General features: G+C 61.2%; 14 protein-coding genes. 7 read left to right on the top strand and 7 right to left on the bottom strand.

Annotated elements, in window-relative coordinates:
• Positions 1-26: 26 nt before the first annotated feature.
• Positions 27-281, bottom strand: coding sequence for a hypothetical protein (locus CD351_RS13555; protein ID WP_162627738.1), 255 nt, complete (start codon positions 279-281; stop codon positions 27-29).
• A gap of 155 nt (positions 282-436) precedes the next feature.
• On the opposite strand from CD351_RS13555, the gene rbfA reads away from it, so the two are divergent.
• Complete coding sequence (rbfA, locus tag CD351_RS13550) at positions 437-880, top strand: 30S ribosome-binding factor RbfA (protein ID WP_111993762.1); 444 nt, start codon at positions 437-439, stop codon at positions 878-880.
• Between the two features lie 4 nt (positions 881-884).
• Here the strand turns inward: rbfA and CD351_RS13545 are convergent, their stop codons facing one another.
• Together CD351_RS13545 and CD351_RS13540 are read right to left on the bottom strand one after the other, a co-directional pair.
• Positions 885-1,490: a YceI family protein gene (locus tag CD351_RS13545; protein ID WP_111993131.1), complete on the bottom strand. Its 606-nt coding sequence runs from the start codon at positions 1,488-1,490 to the stop codon at positions 885-887.
• Positions 1,491-1,592: 102 nt separating this feature from the next.
• Positions 1,593-3,257: an AbgT family transporter gene (locus CD351_RS13540; protein WP_111993130.1), complete on the bottom strand. Its 1,665-nt coding sequence runs from the start codon at positions 3,255-3,257 to the stop codon at positions 1,593-1,595.
• Positions 3,258-3,398: 141 nt separating this feature from the next.
• Between CD351_RS13540 and CD351_RS13535 the strand changes: the two genes are divergently transcribed.
• Positions 3,399-3,992: a thymidine kinase gene (locus tag CD351_RS13535; RefSeq protein ID WP_111993129.1), complete on the top strand. Its 594-nt coding sequence runs from the start codon at positions 3,399-3,401 to the stop codon at positions 3,990-3,992.
• 33 nt (positions 3,993-4,025) lie between these two features.
• Entirely contained in the window at positions 4,026-4,742 is a 717-nt protein-coding gene (locus CD351_RS13530) for a site-2 protease family protein (protein WP_111993128.1), read from the top strand.
• Positions 4,743-4,770: 28 nt separating this feature from the next.
• Here CD351_RS13530 and galK read toward each other — a convergent pair whose 3' ends face one another.
• Genes galK through CD351_RS13510 form a run of 4 tightly spaced genes read right to left on the bottom strand, consistent with a single transcriptional unit; the run spans position 4,771 to position 10,552 of the window.
• Entirely contained in the window at positions 4,771-5,814 is a 1,044-nt protein-coding gene (gene galK / locus CD351_RS13525) for a galactokinase (protein WP_111993127.1), read from the bottom strand.
• Positions 5,811-6,908, bottom strand: coding sequence for a galactose-1-phosphate uridylyltransferase (locus tag CD351_RS13520; RefSeq protein WP_111993126.1), 1,098 nt, complete (start codon positions 6,906-6,908; stop codon positions 5,811-5,813). The genes galK and CD351_RS13520 overlap by 4 nt, the downstream gene beginning before the upstream one ends.
• The gene (gene glpD / locus CD351_RS13515; RefSeq protein WP_111993125.1) at positions 6,905-8,386 is read right to left on the bottom strand and encodes a glycerol-3-phosphate dehydrogenase; all 1,482 of its coding nucleotides are present in this window, start codon (positions 8,384-8,386) and stop codon (positions 6,905-6,907) included. The genes CD351_RS13520 and glpD overlap by 4 nt, the downstream gene beginning before the upstream one ends.
• 9 nt (positions 8,387-8,395) lie before the next feature.
• Positions 8,396-10,552: an alpha-galactosidase gene (locus tag CD351_RS13510; RefSeq protein ID WP_111993124.1), complete on the bottom strand. Its 2,157-nt coding sequence runs from the start codon at positions 10,550-10,552 to the stop codon at positions 8,396-8,398.
• 83 nt (positions 10,553-10,635) lie between these two features.
• Between CD351_RS13510 and CD351_RS13505 the strand changes: the two genes are divergently transcribed.
• From CD351_RS13505 to pnp, 4 genes are all read left to right on the top strand, one after another.
• The gene (locus CD351_RS13505) at positions 10,636-12,108 is read left to right on the top strand and encodes an SLC5 family protein (RefSeq protein WP_111993123.1); all 1,473 of its coding nucleotides are present in this window, start codon (positions 10,636-10,638) and stop codon (positions 12,106-12,108) included.
• 31 nt (positions 12,109-12,139) lie between these two features.
• Complete coding sequence (truB, locus tag CD351_RS13500; protein ID WP_111993122.1) at positions 12,140-13,063, top strand: tRNA pseudouridine(55) synthase TruB; 924 nt, start codon at positions 12,140-12,142, stop codon at positions 13,061-13,063.
• A gap of 12 nt (positions 13,064-13,075) precedes the next feature.
• Positions 13,076-13,345 carry a 30S ribosomal protein S15 gene (gene rpsO / locus CD351_RS13495; RefSeq protein WP_111993121.1) on the top strand — a complete coding sequence of 90 codons (270 nt, stop codon included), beginning with the start codon at positions 13,076-13,078 and terminating at the stop codon, positions 13,343-13,345.
• A 175-nt stretch (positions 13,346-13,520) separates the two neighbouring features.
• The gene (pnp, locus tag CD351_RS13490) at positions 13,521-15,815 is read left to right on the top strand and encodes a polyribonucleotide nucleotidyltransferase (protein ID WP_111993120.1); all 2,295 of its coding nucleotides are present in this window, start codon (positions 13,521-13,523) and stop codon (positions 15,813-15,815) included.
• The last annotated feature ends 36 nt before the right edge of the window (positions 15,816-15,851 follow it).

The following is a 15,851-nucleotide window of genomic DNA, read 5'->3' as shown; positions in this document are numbered from 1 at the left end:
CGAAACGCCCGTTCAAGCGTTAATTCCTAGTTCGGCGAACCTGCCGAAGCGGCAGCGGTGTTGACCTTGCCTGCCTTGGCGGCGGGAACACGGCTTTCGTTCGCATTGCGATCGTTGTCGGCGCGGCGTTCGGTCATGCGACCTTCGGCGCGCTTGTCGTCAACCTTCTTGAGGTTCTGTTCGTGACGCTCAAAAGTGCCGGGGGTGGCGATGCGCTGCGCTGAAGCCATCGTGGGGGCGACGAGAGCAGCGGCTACGAGTATCGAAGTCAGCTTTTTCACGGGGGGCATCCTCATCTGGTTTCATTGGTAACTAGGGGCTTTTGTATCTATGCAATTGCGACTTAATGTCAAGTAAAGCCGGAGTGCTGTTGCGCTGATGAATTGGCAAACCGGGCGCGAGAGGGTACGGGGACGCGCAGATGAAGGTTACAGGCATGGCCAAGCGACAAGAATTCACAGCCGAACAGCAATCGGTCCGCGTCCTCAAAGTGGGCGAGCGGGTGCGACATATCCTGTCCGAATTGCTCGCACGCCAGGAAGTGCATGACGAGGTGGTGAGCGCCTCGAACATCGCGGTGACCGAAGTGCGCATGACGCCGGACCTTCGCCACGCGACCGCTTATGTGAAACCGTTGCTCGGGTCAGGGCCCAGGATCACCGATGCCGACGTCGTCCATGCTCTGCGCCAGAACACCGCATTCCTTCAGCGAGAGGTCGCGAAGCGGCTAGGCCTCAAATTCGCGCCGAAGCTCAAGTTTCGCAGCGATGAAAGCTTTGCCGAAGCAGACCGGATCGAAACGCTGTTGCGCGATCCCAAGGTTGCGCGCGATCTCGATGAAGCAGGCGATAACGAGAATGGTGAGGGCGCGGCCGAATAGGCCCTTACATGCCGCGCGGGACCATGCGCGCGTCAAGCTTGATATCGACATTGTTGCCAACGATCAGCTGGTAACTGCGCATACCGTATTCGCGCCGGTCAATCTCCATCTCACCGGTGAAGCGCACCGCCTGACGGCTTTCAACAGTCGGGTCGCTGGCAAAGGTCACTTCGAGCGTCTCGGTGTTGGTGACGCCGCGAGCGGTGAGCTTCCCTGTGACCTTGCCCTTCGTCGGTGAGGAAAGATTGATGGACGTTCCTACGAAACGGATGGTCGGGTAGCGTTCGACCCAGAAGAACTTTTCACCGCGCAGCCGCCGCAAAGTCGTCTCGTCCGGCGCTTCGAGCGCCCGCGCGTCGAACGTCACGTCGATGACAGCGCGTTCGGGCGCTCCGGGAACGATGCGAACATCGCCGGACATTTGCGGGAAGCGGGCGGTCTTGCTCGAAATACCGAAGAAGGGGACGCGCGCTGATACCCGGCTTGCCGTTGCATCGAGGCGGTAGTTGAGCGTCGCCTGCGACGCGGCCGCCGTGCCGGACTGTGCAACGATTGCCGTGGGCACGCCCACAGCCAGAGCGCTGGCGAGGATCAGGCGTAGGATGGTCATGGCATTGCTCTCCTTACACCTTACTACGCGCGAGGGCCGGGTTAGGTTTCACCCTTCACCCGTTATCCTTCACACCGCGCCCGAGCCTGTCTGGCCAGTAGCTCAGGGCGTCGGCAGCAGGTAACCGACCGGTGCGTCTGGCCCAAGAGGGACGCCGAGATAGAACCATACCACGATCAGCAGCGTGCCCGAAACCAGCAGCCAGATCGAATAAGGGATCATCATCGCGGTCAGGCTGCCAAGTCCGAAGCTTGGCTGCCAGCGCCTTGCGAATACGAGGATCAGCGGGAAATACACCATCAGCGGCGTGATGATGTTGGTCGCGCTGTCGCCCACGCGGTAGGCTGCGGTTGCGCCTTCCGGGCTGATGCCGAGCAGCATGAGCATCGGCACAAGGATCGGCGCAAGCAATGCCCACTTGGCGCTTGCAGACCCGACGAACAGGTTAAGCAGCCCCGCAAACAGCACCATAAGGCCCAGAACCAGCGGCAGCGGCAGACCGGTCGACTGGATCGCATCGGCGCCGTGGACGGCGGAAATCAGGCCGAGGTTCGACCAGTTGAACATTTCTACAAAGTGCGCGGCGGCGAAGGCGAGGACGAGATAATACCCCATGTCCTTCATCGATTCCGACATCATGCCGACCAGGTCGCGGTGGTTGTTGATCGTCCCCGTCGCGCTGCCATAGGCCCAGCCGGTCGCCAGGAAGAGCACGAAAAATGCCGCGACGAGCGACTGGTATAGCGGGCGCAGCTCGCTGTGGATCGAACAATCGGGAATGGGTGCGCCGGTTTCGGTGAGGCACGCCGCCTCGTTGACGAGCGGTGTTCCGGGGGCAAAGACCATCACCACCCAAAGCGCGATCACGCCCAGCGCGGCAAGACCGGCCCGGCGCAGGCCCTTCGACGCGCGCTGGTCATCGTGCTGCGCCGGGTCGGGGCTGAGATCGTCCTGATCGGCTGCACCAGCGGTCGCGCCGCCTTTCCATAGACCAAGCTTGGGTTCGATCACCTTGTCGGTAACGTACCAGATGATCGGCAGGTACAGCACGGTCATCGCGCTTATGAAGTACCAGTTGCCCGCGATATTGGCCGTCCAGCTTGGGTCGAGCGCGCTTGCGCCCACGGCTTCTTCGGTAATCCCGAACAGCAGCGCGTCGAGCTGGCCCGGCGAAATGTTTGCGGAGAACCCGCCCGAAACGCCTGCGAAGGCCGCGGCGATACCCGCCATCGGGTGACGTCCGGCAGCGGCAAACAGAATGCCGGCGAGCGGGATCAGCACGACATAGCCCGCATCGGCTGCATGGTTGCCGATCATCGCGACCAGCGCGACCACCGGAGTGAGCAGCGCCTTGGGAGCGCTCTTCACCGCTTTCGCCATCCCGGCAGCAAAGAAGCCCGACCGCTCGGCAACGCCAGCTCCCAGCATCACGACCAGCACATATCCCAGAGGGTGAAAGTGAGTGAAAGTCTTGGGCATTTCGACCCAGAGCTTTTGCAGGTTGTCCGCTGAAAGCAGGCTCACCGCCTGAATGATCTCCAGCGAACCGGTGCTTTCGTCGACCTTTGTCGGATGGACCGCCGACACGCCGAGAACCGAAGTCAGGACCGAAATCGCGACCAGCGCAATGATTAGGTAGAAGAACAGGAATACCGGGTCTGGCAGCTTGTTTCCGTTGCGCTCGATCCAGCCCAGAAAGCCGGTCATGCGCTGTTCGTTTCCGGGCGCGTTGTCAGTCCCCTTGGTCGCGTCTGCGGCCGATGCCATAAGTGTGATCCCCGTAAGAAAGTGCAGTAATGCGCGTAAGGGCTAGCATCGCGCAGGCTAGCTGTCACAGGGATTAATCAACAGGCTTGACCCCGGCAGATTCTGGTGTGCGGGCAGCGCGCTCGTTAAAGCTGACGAGCGATGGCAAAGCTCTATTTCTACTATTCCAGCATGAATGCGGGAAAATCGACCACGCTCTTGCAGGCCGACTTCAACTATCGCGAGCGCGGGATGAAAACGATGTTGTGGACTGCCGAGCTCGACACGCGCAGCGAAGGGATGGTGCGCAGCCGGATCGGACTTGAGGCGGGTGCACATCTTTATCGGCCCGATACGGACCTGTTCGCTGCGGTGAGCGAGGCGCACAAGGACACACCGCTCGATTGCGTGCTGCTGGACGAGGCGCAGTTCCTTACCGAGGAACAGGTCTGGCAACTTGCCGCGCTGGCCGATGAAACGGGCATACCGGTGCTGTGCTACGGCATCCGCACCGATTTTCTCGGCAAACTGTTTCCCGGCTCGGCGGCGCTGCTGGGCATTGCCGACGCGCTGGTTGAGCTGAAAGCCGTGTGCCATTGCGGGCGCAAGGCGAGCATGAACCTGCGCGTGATGGAAGACGGCACTCCTGTAAGCGAAGGCGCGCAGACCGAGATCGGCGGGAATGACCGCTATGTCGCGCTTTGCCGCAAACATTTCAGCAAGGCGCTCAAGACCGGGATCGTGGGCGAAGGCTAGCCAAGGCGTAGCGCCCACCCCATATCCCTTGTCATGTATGACAGTCTCATTTTCGCCGCGATGGTCGTGCCCTGCATCGTCGTGGCGATTGTCTTCCACGAGGTCGCGCACGGCTACGCTGCCAAGGCGCTAGGCGATCCGACCGCGAGCGAGCGCGGGCGCCTGACCCTTAATCCTATCAAGCATGTCGACCCGATCGGGACGCTTCTTGTCCCCGCAGGACTGCTGTTGCTTGGCGGTCCTCCGTTCGGCTGGGCGAAGCCTGTCCCGGTCAATCAGCGGCGGCTCGACAATCCCAGATTTGGCATGATGGCGGTTGCCGCCGCAGGGCCGGGCATCAACTTCGTGCTGGCAACGCTCAGCGCCTTCCTGCTTGCAAGCTTCGGGCAGGGCGTCGGTCTGGTCGAGGGGCCGGGTGGACTGGTCTTTGTCGCCGATGCCGTTGGCGAGACGCTGACGGTGGAAACCGCGCTGCTTTACTTCGTTCTGATCAACCTGTTCCTCGGCCTTTTCAACCTTTTGCCGATTCCGCCTTTCGACGGATCGCATATCGTCGGAGGTCTGCTGCCGGACCGGCTTCGACGCCATTGGGCGCGATTGCAAAATGTTGGCGTGCTGCTGATCGTGGGTGTGATCGCATACAGCTGGATCTTCGGAACAGGCTGGCTTGAGGTCACGATCCTGCCGCTGGTCGATGCAGCCTTCGTGTTTCTTTTCGGCCTATTCGGGTACAATCCTGGCTTCTTTTAGGCCCGGCTTCTTTTAGGCCGGGACTTTCCTAGGACGGGCGCGCGGCATCGATAAACCGGGCTTGGGGATGGCGTTTGAGCAGTTCAGCGAGCCACACGCCGCGCTCGTTCGCCGGGACACAGGCGACAATGCACCCGCCAAACCCGCCACCGGTCAAGCGCGCGCCAAGCGCTCCAAGGCCCACGCTCGTCGCAACAAGATCGTCGATCTCGGGCAGCGACATCTCGAACAGATCGCGCATTGAGGCGTGGCTTTCGTTCATCAATCGCCCAAGTGCTGCAACGTCTCCATCGCGAAGTGCCTTTGCAGCGGCGAGAGTACGCTGGTGCTCCGTCGCGCAATGAAGAGCGCGGCGTTTCGGCACGTCGTCGAGACCGGCGGCTTCGATCTCGCCGGGGTCGAGCAGGCACAGATCCTCGGTCCCGAAATGCCGCTTGGCCGCGTCGCACTCGGCCTTGCGCTCGCCATAGCGTCCTTCGGTGAGCTTGCGGGTAAGACCCGAATGCACGACCACCATTTCGTGGCCCGCCGGAAGGGGCAGGATTTCCCAATCGAGCGATTTGGTATCCAGCGCCATCGCACTTCCGGGTGAGGCAAGGGCAACCGCCATCTGGTCCATGATCCCGCATGGCACGCCCATATACTCATTCTCGACCCGGCGAGCCGCGATGGCGAGATCGACATCGCTCAGGTCGCTGCCGGCGGCTTGTCGCGCGGCTTTGAGAATTGCGACAATCAACGCGGCACTGGAAGAAAGACCCGAGCCTTCGGGAATGGTCGATGACACATCAAGCGATGCGCCGCCTTCCAGCAGCCCAAGCGAATTCGCCTCGCATATGGCTCCGACGCAGGGGTCGGACCAGTCGCCTACAGCATCCTCAGTCAATTCGCGCATCGCGGGCGCGGCGTAGTTGAGCGAGCTGACCGTGACGGCGCTGTCTGCACGCGGGGTCAGGCTGACCTCGATCCCGACCGACAGCGCAGCGGGAAGCACCCACCCGCCATTGTAATCGGTGTGCTCGCCAATCAGATTGACGCGGCCGGGCGCCCTTGCGGTGAAAGCCTTGCTCATGGCGCGGCGTGCTCACGCAGCGCTTTTGCTGCGCTTTCGGGCATGACATCGACCGTAAAGGTTCCCGTATGCTGTTCGACCGATGCAAGGTACTTCACCCGTCCCGGCGCGCGCAGCAGGGGGTAGAACTGGACGCTAAAGTGATAGCGCGATGCGTCGCCGACCGCATCCGGATTGGGCGAGGCGTGGAAAGCCATCATGGTCGCCGCAGGCCCCTCGAACAGAGCGTCATACCGCCGCGTCATCTCGCCAAGCCAGAAGGCAAGTGCTTCAAGCTCTTCGTCCGTACAATCCCATGGACCTGCCCGGCGCTGCACCGGGGCGATCCAGGTTTCGTAAGGAAAGCGAGCGAAGCGCGGGACGAACGCCGCCATCCCGCCCTCAGCGCCTAGCCCGTAATCGGGCATCGCCGCTGCGATTTCGGCAGCAAGGTCAAAGCCATTCGCAAAGGCGTCGACTGCGCGGGCCTGCACCTCGGGCACGCGGTTGAAGCCGTAGATCTGCCCGTGCGGATGGTGGAGCGTGACGCCCACCTCGTCGCCTCGGTTCTCGAATGGAAGCACGTACTGACAACCATTGGCGAAGTGCGTTTCATAGCGGTCGATCAATGCGCCGATGAGCACCTGTCGCCGGTCGGAGCCGATCGTGTGCAGGCTGCCCGTCGCATTGGGTGCATACACGACCACGTCGCACGCTCCCACCGCAGGTTCGGTCTCGATCCCGCCGAGATCGGCTGCATCGGATGCGCTGGGATGGAACGCGGCAAACTTGTTATCGAACACCGCGCATTCGAAGTTCTCGAACGGTATCTCCGTCTCCGCGCCGCCGGGAAGGGTGGGGGCAAGCGGATCTTCGGCGGCGGAGGGTTTGAAAGTGCGGTTCTGGCGATGCGCGGCGTAGACGTTCCACTCCTGCCTCAAGGGGTGGTATCTGAGTTCGCCGCCCTGCGCGATGTCATCGTCACTCTCGGAGAGGATCGGCAGCGTATGCGGCGCGCGACCATAGAGGTGCAGCATTCGCCCATCGGCCTTGCGATGATCGCGGCGATGGATCGGACCGCCCAGCGCGCGTCTGAGCATCACACTGTCAGTCATGCGTCGACCGTGCGAGCGTCGAACCAGCGCGCAACCTTGGCCTGTGCCGCATCGTCAATGTGGAGATAGAGCTTGGATCGGCGCGTCAGCACATCGTCTGCGCTGCGTGCAAACTCGTGTTCGACAAGATATTCAAGCTCGCGCGCATAAAGGTCGCCGCCCATATGCTCGCCAAGGTCGTTTATGCCCTGCGCATCGCCGATCAGATCAATCATCCTCGTGCCGTATGCCCGTGCAAGGCGCAGAACGGTTTCGTCGCCGAGCCAGGGGAACAGCGCGGCCTGATCCTCGATGAAGCGGCCGAAATGAACCGGGTCGATCTCACCTCCCGGCAAGACCTCGTCGGCAGTCCACCTGTCGTCCTCTATGCCAAGTTTTTCAAGCGCATGCTCGGCAAGCTTGCGATATGTTGTCAGCTTGCCTCCGAAGATCGAGAGCATCTTCGGGCCGTCTTGTTCAAGCTCGAACTGGTAATCGCGGGTGACGGTGGAATTGGATGCGGCCTTGTCCTCATACAACGGACGCACCCCGGCATAGCTGGCGACAGCTTGGTCAGGCGTCACGTCCACGCGCAGATATTCATTGGCGGCATTGCAGATGTAATCCGCCTCATCTGCGCTGATGTCGATGTCCGATGGGTCGCCGGTGAACAGGACATCTGTGGTTCCGACCAGGGTAAAGTCGCGCTCATAGGGGATCGCGAAAATGATCCGGTCGTCCTTGTTCTGAAAGATGTAGCAATGCTCGCCCTCGTATAGCTTCGGGAAAATCAGGTGACTTCCCTTTACGAGGCGCAGGTTCGCATGGATTTCGCCGGGGAGGGCACGGCCCAACACCGTGTCGACCCACGGGCCAGCGGCGTTGACGACCATCTTTGCGGTAATCGTTTCTTCGCCGTCATTGGTTCGAAGGACCGCGCTCCAACACTCGTCCTCGCGTGAAAGGCCGATGCATTCCGTGCGCGTGCGGATTGTCGCCCCGCGCTCTTGTGCGTCCATGCAATTGAGCACGACAAGGCGCGAATCCTCGACCCAGCAATCGGAATATTCGAAGCCATGCGTCAGCCGGCCTTCGAGCACCTCGCAATGCGGGGGCTCGCGCAGGTCCACATTGCGCGTCGGCGGCAGAAGCTTGCGGCCACCCAGATTGTCGTAAAGGAACAGGCCAAGGCGAAGCATCCACTTGGGCCGCAACCCCTTGTCGTGCGGCAGCACGAAGCGCAGCGGCCAGATGATGTGCGGAGCCATGTTCAAGAGCCGTTCCCGCTCGATCAGGCTTTCTCGAACCAGCCGAAATTCGTAATGCTCAAGATAGCGCAGGCCCCCATGCACCAGCTTGGTCGAAGCGCTGGATGTATGCTGGGCGAGATCGTCTTTTTCGACCAGGCAAACGCTCAACCCGCGCCCCGCCGCATCGCGCGCGATCCCAGCGCCGTTGATGCCGCCGCCGATGACAAGCAGGTCGAAATCTGTTTCCATATCGGATGCTTACTCGCAGGACTTGAGGTGATAGATCAGGCACGTATCGGGACGGGTCAGCGGAGGCTGGATACCATAAGTGGTCAGCGCCGCGCCGGATACCACCACTCCCTCTCCCTGAAGCCCCGCCGCGTCAATGATGCAAGGCGTTGAGATGGATGGATTGTGCTTCGGCCAGACGAGCCTGACGCGATAGGTTTTCGCACGATCAAGGCCGGGGAATGTGACGCGCTCTGGCAAGGTCGCAATTTCGAGGTCGAGTACAGCGAAGGCGAACAAAGCCTCGCCCGCATCCCTTGCTACGCAACCCATAAGGTTGGTGTGCGCTGCGCTTTCACCGCGCCAGAAGCGGCCTGAATGGATGAGTTCGCGGTGTTCCTTGTGAAGCGCGATCCCGGCCTTGAGCACGTCGAGATCGCGTTCACTCTCGCGCCTGAGGTCAAGCTCCATGCCCATATGGCCGAAGATCGCGCTCGCGACCCGAAAGGCCATCGAAAAACGGCGTCCGGTGATATGGCAGGTCCTGGGTCCGACATGATTGCCGAGCACGCGCAACGGCAGAAAATGTGACGCGCCTCGCATGATCGCATGGCGATGCCGTGCATCGTTATTGTCCGAAGTCCAAACACGGTCGGTGTGACGCAGGATGCCGAAGTCGGCGCGCGCACCGCCTGATGAGCAGCTTTCGATTTCAAGGCCCGGATGAGCGGTCCGAAGCCTCTCGATCAGCGCGTAAACCTCGTTGGTTTGCCTGTGCATGACTGCGCGGCCGCCACTCGCCGGGTGCTGTGCATCGCGGTTCATGTCCCACTTGATGTAGGCGATTTCGTATTCGCTAACGAGCGCGCTGATACGCTCGAACAGGTATTGGGTGACCTCGGACTTCGTGAGATCGAGCGTCAACTGGTTGCGCGACGCGATGGGCTCGGCTCCTTCGACGCCCAGTACCCAGTCGGGACGTGCGCGGTAGAGGTCGCTGTCGGGGTTGACCATCTCGGGTTCGAACCACAGGCCGAACTCCATGCCGAGCTCGCGCACGCGGTTGACGATCGGATGGAGGCCGTGGGGGTATACGTCCTGCGATACCCACCAGTCTCCAAGTCCAGCCGCGTCGTTTCGGCGCGACCCGAACCAGCCGTCATCGAGGACAAAGCGCTCCGCGCCCACGTCAGCGGCCCTTTCGGCAAGCTCGATCAGCGCACTTTCATCGTGATTGAAGTAAACCGCTTCCCACGTGTTGTAGTGGACGGGGCGAGGTTTTGCAGCGCTGCGCCGGTCCAGAACGGCGCGTTCAAGGTGATCGTGAAACGCGTGGGAGACGCCATTGAAACCGTCCATCGACCAAGCGATCAGCATGTCGGGAGTGCGGTAGCTTTCGCTTTCGGCCAGTTGCATTTCGCCGGGAAAGAACAGCTCGCCCATTTGCAAAAAACCGCGCCCGTCGCTGTGGCGGTCGATGCGCTGGCGGTGATTGCCGCTCCAGCCGAGGTGAAAACCGAGCGCCGTGCCTTCGTTCTCGCCAGTGTGTTCGTTTGTGAGGATGCCGCCGGGAAAGACGTCGTGACTGGTTCTCCCCGTCTTGTTCTCGCGCACTATGCTGCCCTGAAAAAGCGGGACTTCCTCGATCTGGAATTCGTTTGCCCAACGACCCGTGAAACTCAGAAAGCGGGACAGGCTATGGTCAAAGGGGAGGCAAAGCGCAGCACACCAGTCGAGACAGAACGGTTCGCTGGCGCGGTTCGTGATCTCGGTGCTGGCCGTCAACAGCCCCGTCTCAGGGTCGAGCGCGAACAGATGCGCGCTCGATAGGCCGGTATTCGCATCGTCGCAGTGGATGGTGAGCGCGGTGGGTCCTGTCCTCTCGACCGAAGCGACCCTCAAATCGACAGCCCAGTCCTTTCCCTCGCGGTGCCCGACCAGACCTGACGGACCCGAAATGCCAGTCCCGATCGTATGCAGCAGCGATCCACGCGGGTGCTCGGCAGGTCCGCCCGGTGCGTGCTGACGGGTTGCCAGCAGCGCAAGCTCTGCGGGCGATGCACCCTCGATATTGGGTCCGGCATAGACGACATAAGCCCGCTCACCGACCGCAGCCTCAAGCGCGATCAGCGACCCGCCCGCACGCAGTTCATACCAGCGGACAATGTCATCAACAGGCGTGCTCATCGAGAATCGCCATGCGGCACCGACTGTTATAGGACAACCCAAATCCGCGAAGAACAGGCGGAAATGGGGAGAGAACAGTCGTCATGAGCACCACCCAGGTCGCGGTATTTCTGGTTATCACCGCGCTGATCGCGCTCGCAACCTACCTGCATTGTCGCGGCAAGCGCGGCGCAGGCCCGCAGGATGAGCGCGATTACTTCCTCGCAAACGGGGGCCTCGCCTGGTACTTCGTGGCCGGCTCGATCACGCTGACGAACCTTTCGACCGATCAGCTTGTCGGGATGAACGGCAATCAGATGGCGCTGCTCGCCTGGTGGGAGTTTGCTGCGGTTGCCGGCCTGTTCATCCTCGCCTTCGTGTTCCTGCCGGTTTACTACAAGAACAATTGCACGACCACGACCGAGCTTCTGCAAAAGAAGTACGGCGACAAACACATTCGCGCGCTCATCAGTGTGCTGTTCCTGTTCGGCAACCTGTTCATTTTCCTACCGGCGATCCTTTATGGCGGTTCGCTGTTCCTGCTCTCGCTGGCAGGCCTCGCGACCGATCTCGGCACGATCATGGTCAGCGCGGTCGTTCTCGCCGCTGTGGGAGCGGCTTATGCGATTTTTGGAGGGCTGCGCGCTGTGGCCGTGTCGGACACCTATTCCGGCGTGCTGGTGCTGGGTCTGGCGCTGCTGGTCGTCTTCCTCGCTTTGCAAGCCATCGACTTCGATCTCACCGGCATTCCCGCAGAGCGGCTGACGCTTATCGGAGACAACGAAAGCCCGATCCCCTGGCACACGCTGCTGACGGGCATGATCTTCATCCAGACATTCTACTGGTCGACCAATCAGACGATCACCCAACGCGCGATGGCCGCGCCCAACATTCGCGAGGCGCAAAAGGGCGTCGTGGTTGCAGCTGGCATCCGGCTGCTGATCGTGCCGATCATCGTGGTGGTGCCGGGCATCGTCTCTTACAAGTTGTTCGGCGATGTCGGCGATGTTGCCTATGGGCGCATCGTTGGCGAGGTGCTGCCAATCTGGCTTTCCGGAGCCTTTGCCGCGGCGATTGCCGCGGCGATCCTCACCAGCTTCAACTCGATCCTGAACGCGAGCGCTGCGCTCTACGTATGCGATCTGCATGAGGCCTATATCGGCGACGTCACGCGGGTCGGTAAGCTGGGCGCTGCGGTTTCTATCGTGATGAGCGTACTGGCGCTTGCGCTCGTTCCGTTCTTCGCGAGCCAGGAAAGCCTCATCAACACGGTTCAGCAGCTTTACGGGCTGCTCTCCATGCCGATCCTTTCCGCCTTTGTCGTGTGCCTGCTGTTCAAGAATGTGAAGGCAGGCGCGGCGATGATCGGTGTGGTGACCGGTGTCGCGTTCTATGGCTTCTGGAGCATGGTCTGGGAGCCTGCGCACTACATCCACGGCATGTTTGCAACGCTGATGCTTTCGATCGTGACCGCGCTGGTGGTCAACAAGCTCGTCTTCGGCCAGACGCCGGTGTTCTCGCTTGGCGGTGAGGAGACCGAGGATGCATCGGGCGGGCTTGCGACCGGCACTGCTTGAGGCGCGCGGCCCAATCCCCTAGCGGGGCGCAATGACTGACAAGAAGCCTCCTCCACACGGCTGGATCATCCTCGACAAGCCGCGCGGGCTTGGCTCGACGCAGGCCGTGGGTGCTGTGAAGCGGAACCTGCGTGAAGGCGGCTATGCCAAGACCAAGGTGGGGCACGGCGGCACGCTCGATCCGCTGGCCGAAGGCGTTCTGCCGATTGCGCTGGGCGAGGCGACCAAGCTGGCCGGACGGATGCTGGATGCGAGCAAGATCTACGACTTCACGCTGAAGTTCGGCGAGGAAACGACCACGCTCGACACCGAGGGAGAGGTTGTTGAACGTAGCGATGTTCGCCCATCCTTGCCGCAGATCGCGGCGATCATCCCGCAATTCACCGGACCGATAGAACAGGTCCCGCCGGCCTATTCTGCGCTCAAGGTCGATGGGAGGCGCGCTTACGATCTTGCGCGGGCTGGGGAGGAAATAACTCTCAAGACCCGCGCGGTCACGATCCATTCGCTCTGCATCGCCGACGGCCCGCATGAACGCGACGAAATCACTCTCACCGCGCATGTTTCCAAGGGCACTTACATCCGCAGCCTGGCGCGTGATATTGCCCGCGCCCTTGGAACTTGCGGGCATGTTACCTATCTCCGTCGCATCAAGGCTGGCCCGTTCCATCAGGAGCAGGCGATTTCGCTGGACAATCTCAACGAAATAGCTAATGGCGCGCCCTTATCTGACCTCCTCTTGCCGTTAGAGGCAGGGCTGGACGACATCCCGGCCCTCAACCTCACCCAGACAGACGCGCAGGCGGTCCGAGTTGGCCGGGTCTTGTCTGGAATGCCCCAATCATCCGGGCTTTATTGTGCGATGCTGGACAATGTGCCGGTAGCGCTGATGGAAATTTCGGATGGCACCGCGAAAGTGGTGAGGGGGTTCAACCTTCCCGATGTCGCTGAGTAGAAAGAGAAATACATGTCGGTAGCACCCGAGCGTAAAGCAGAAGTCATCAAGGACAACGCACAAGGCACAGGCGACACCGGTTCGCCGGAAGTCCAGGTCGCGATCCTTACCGAGCGCATCAAGAACCTGACCGAGCACTTCAAGTCCAACCACAAGGACAACCACTCGCGTCGCGGTCTCCTGATGATGGTCAACAAGCGCCGCAATTTGCTCGCATACCTCAAGAAGAAGGATGTCGAGCGCTACAACGCGCTGATCCAGAAACTGGGTCTGCGTAAATAAGAGTTTTGCGAAGGGCGGCTCCAACGGGCCGCCCTTCGTCTATCCGGCTCCCACGCAATTCGGCGGGGAGCGGACAATGGGGGCGCGAATAGCCCCGCACCGGACCGGGCCGGTCTCTCCCGGAAATGTAGGCCCCGCACCGCAATGAGGCCGTGCGGGTTCAGAAGGAAAATCAATGTTCGACACGAAAACCGTATCGCTGGAGTGGGGCGGAAAAACCCTCACTCTGGAAACCGGCCGTATTGCCCGTCAGGCTGACGGCGCGGTCCTCGCCACTTACGGCGAAACAGTTGTTCTTTGCGCAGTCACCGCTGCAAAGAGCGTCAAGGAAGGTCAGGATTTCTTTCCGCTGACCGTCCACTACCAAGAAAAATTCTCCGCAGCAGGGCGCATTCCCGGCGGCTTCTTCAAGCGCGAAGGCCGCGCGACGGAAAAAGAGACGCTGACCTCGCGTCTGATCGACCGTCCCTGCCGCCCGCTCTTCCCCGAAGGTTTCTACAACGAAATCAACGTCATTGCGCAGGTCCTGTCCTATGACGGCGAGACCGAGCCTGACATCGTCGCCATGATCGCGGCATCAGCTGCTCTGACCATTTCGGGCGTTCCCTTTATGGGCCCGATCGGCGCAGCACGCGTCGGCTTCACCAATGATGGCGAATATGTCCTCAACCCGACCGTCGCAGACGCTCTGGGTGAGAACGGCCGTCTCGACCTCGTTGTCGCTGCAACCAATGACGCGGTGATGATGGTCGAATCCGAAGCGAAAGAGCTGACCGAGGAAGAAATGCTCGGCGCTGTGATGTTCGCACACGAGGAAAGCCGCAAGGTCATCGGCGCGATCATCGAGCTTGCCGAACAGGCTGCAAAGGCTCCGTGGGAGCTCGATCCGGTTGAAGACAAGTCGGCCAAGATGGACAAGCTTCGCGCAGCCATCGGTTCAGACCTCGAAGCCGCCTACAAGATCACCGACAAGTCGGCCCGTCAGGATGCTGTCAACGCAACACGTGAAAAGGCGCGCGAAGCATTTGCTGACCTCGCCGAAAGCGATCCGGCGGAATATCTCGGCACGCTCAAGCTCGTTAAGAAGCTTGAGAGCGAGATCGTTCGCGGCTCGATCCTCAAGGACGGCACGCGCATCGACGGTCGTAAGCTCGATCAGGTTCGTCCGATCGAAGCCATGGTCGGCCTGCTGCCGCGCACGCACGGTTCGGCGCTGTTCACCCGCGGTGAAACGCAGGCGATCTGCACCACCACGCTCGGCACCAAGGACGCCGAGCAGATGATCGATGGTCTCGAAGGCCTCAGCTATAGCAACTTCATGCTGCACTATAACTTCCCGCCCTATTCGGTCGGCGAAGTGGGTCGCTTCGGCTTCACCAGCCGCCGCGAAACCGGCCATGGCAAGCTCGCATTCCGCGCGCTGCGTCCGGTTCTGCCTGACACAGAGGAATTCCCGTATACGATCCGCGTCCTTTCCGACATCACCGAGTCCAACGGCTCGTCCTCGATGGCGACGGTCTGCGGCGGCGCGCTGTCGATGATGGATGCAGGCGTTCCGCTCGCTCGCCCGGTTTCGGGTATCGCGATGGGTCTGATCCTCGAAGGCGATAACTTCGCGGTTCTCTCCGACATTCTGGGTGACGAAGACCACCTTGGCGACATGGACTTCAAGGTTGCAGGTTCGGAAGAAGGCATCACCAGCCTTCAGATGGACATTAAGGTTGCCGGCATCACGCAGGAAATCATGACACAGGCGCTCGAGCAGGCGAAAGCTGGCCGCGCGCACATCCTTGGTGAGATGGCGAAGGCTCTTACCGGTGCCCGCACCGAGGTGTCTAAGCATGCTCCGCGTATCGAGACGATGCAGATCGACAAGTCGAAGATCCGTGACGTCATCGGGACGGGCGGCAAGGTGATCCGTGAGATCGTCGCTGAAACCGGCGCCAAGGTCGACATCGACGACGAAGGCACGATCAAGATCAGCTCTTCCAACGCTGACGAGATCGAAGCCGCGCGTAAGTGGATCGAAGGCATCGTCGAGGAAGCCGAAGTCGGCAAGATCTACAATGGCAAGGTCGTCAACATCGTCGATTTCGGCGCATTCGTGAACTTCATGGGCGGCAAGGACGGCCTCGTCCACGTCAGCGAAATGAAGAACGAGCGCGTTGAGAAGCCGACCGATGTTGTCTCCGAAGGCCAGGAAGTGAAGGTCAAGGTTCTCGAAATCGACAACCGCGGCAAGGTCCGCCTGTCGATGCGCGTCGTTGATCAGGAAACCGGCGAAGAGCTCGAAGACACCCGCCCGCCGCGCGAACCGCGTGGTGATCGCGGTGGCAAGGGCGGCCCCAGAGGCGATAGGGGCGGTGACCGTCGCGGTGGTCGCGGTGGTCGTGGTCCCAGGAACGACCGGGGCGGCGATAACGGCGGAAATGACGGCCCTGCAGCGATGCCGGACTTCCTGAAGGACTAAGTTCTTCAGGCTAACCGAACACGAAAGGGCCCGCCG

It is taken from the genome of Erythrobacter sp. KY5, from assembly GCF_003264115.1.
Lineage (GTDB): Bacteria > Pseudomonadota > Alphaproteobacteria > Sphingomonadales > Sphingomonadaceae > Erythrobacter.
This window is presented reverse-complemented; position numbering and strand designations above follow the sequence as displayed.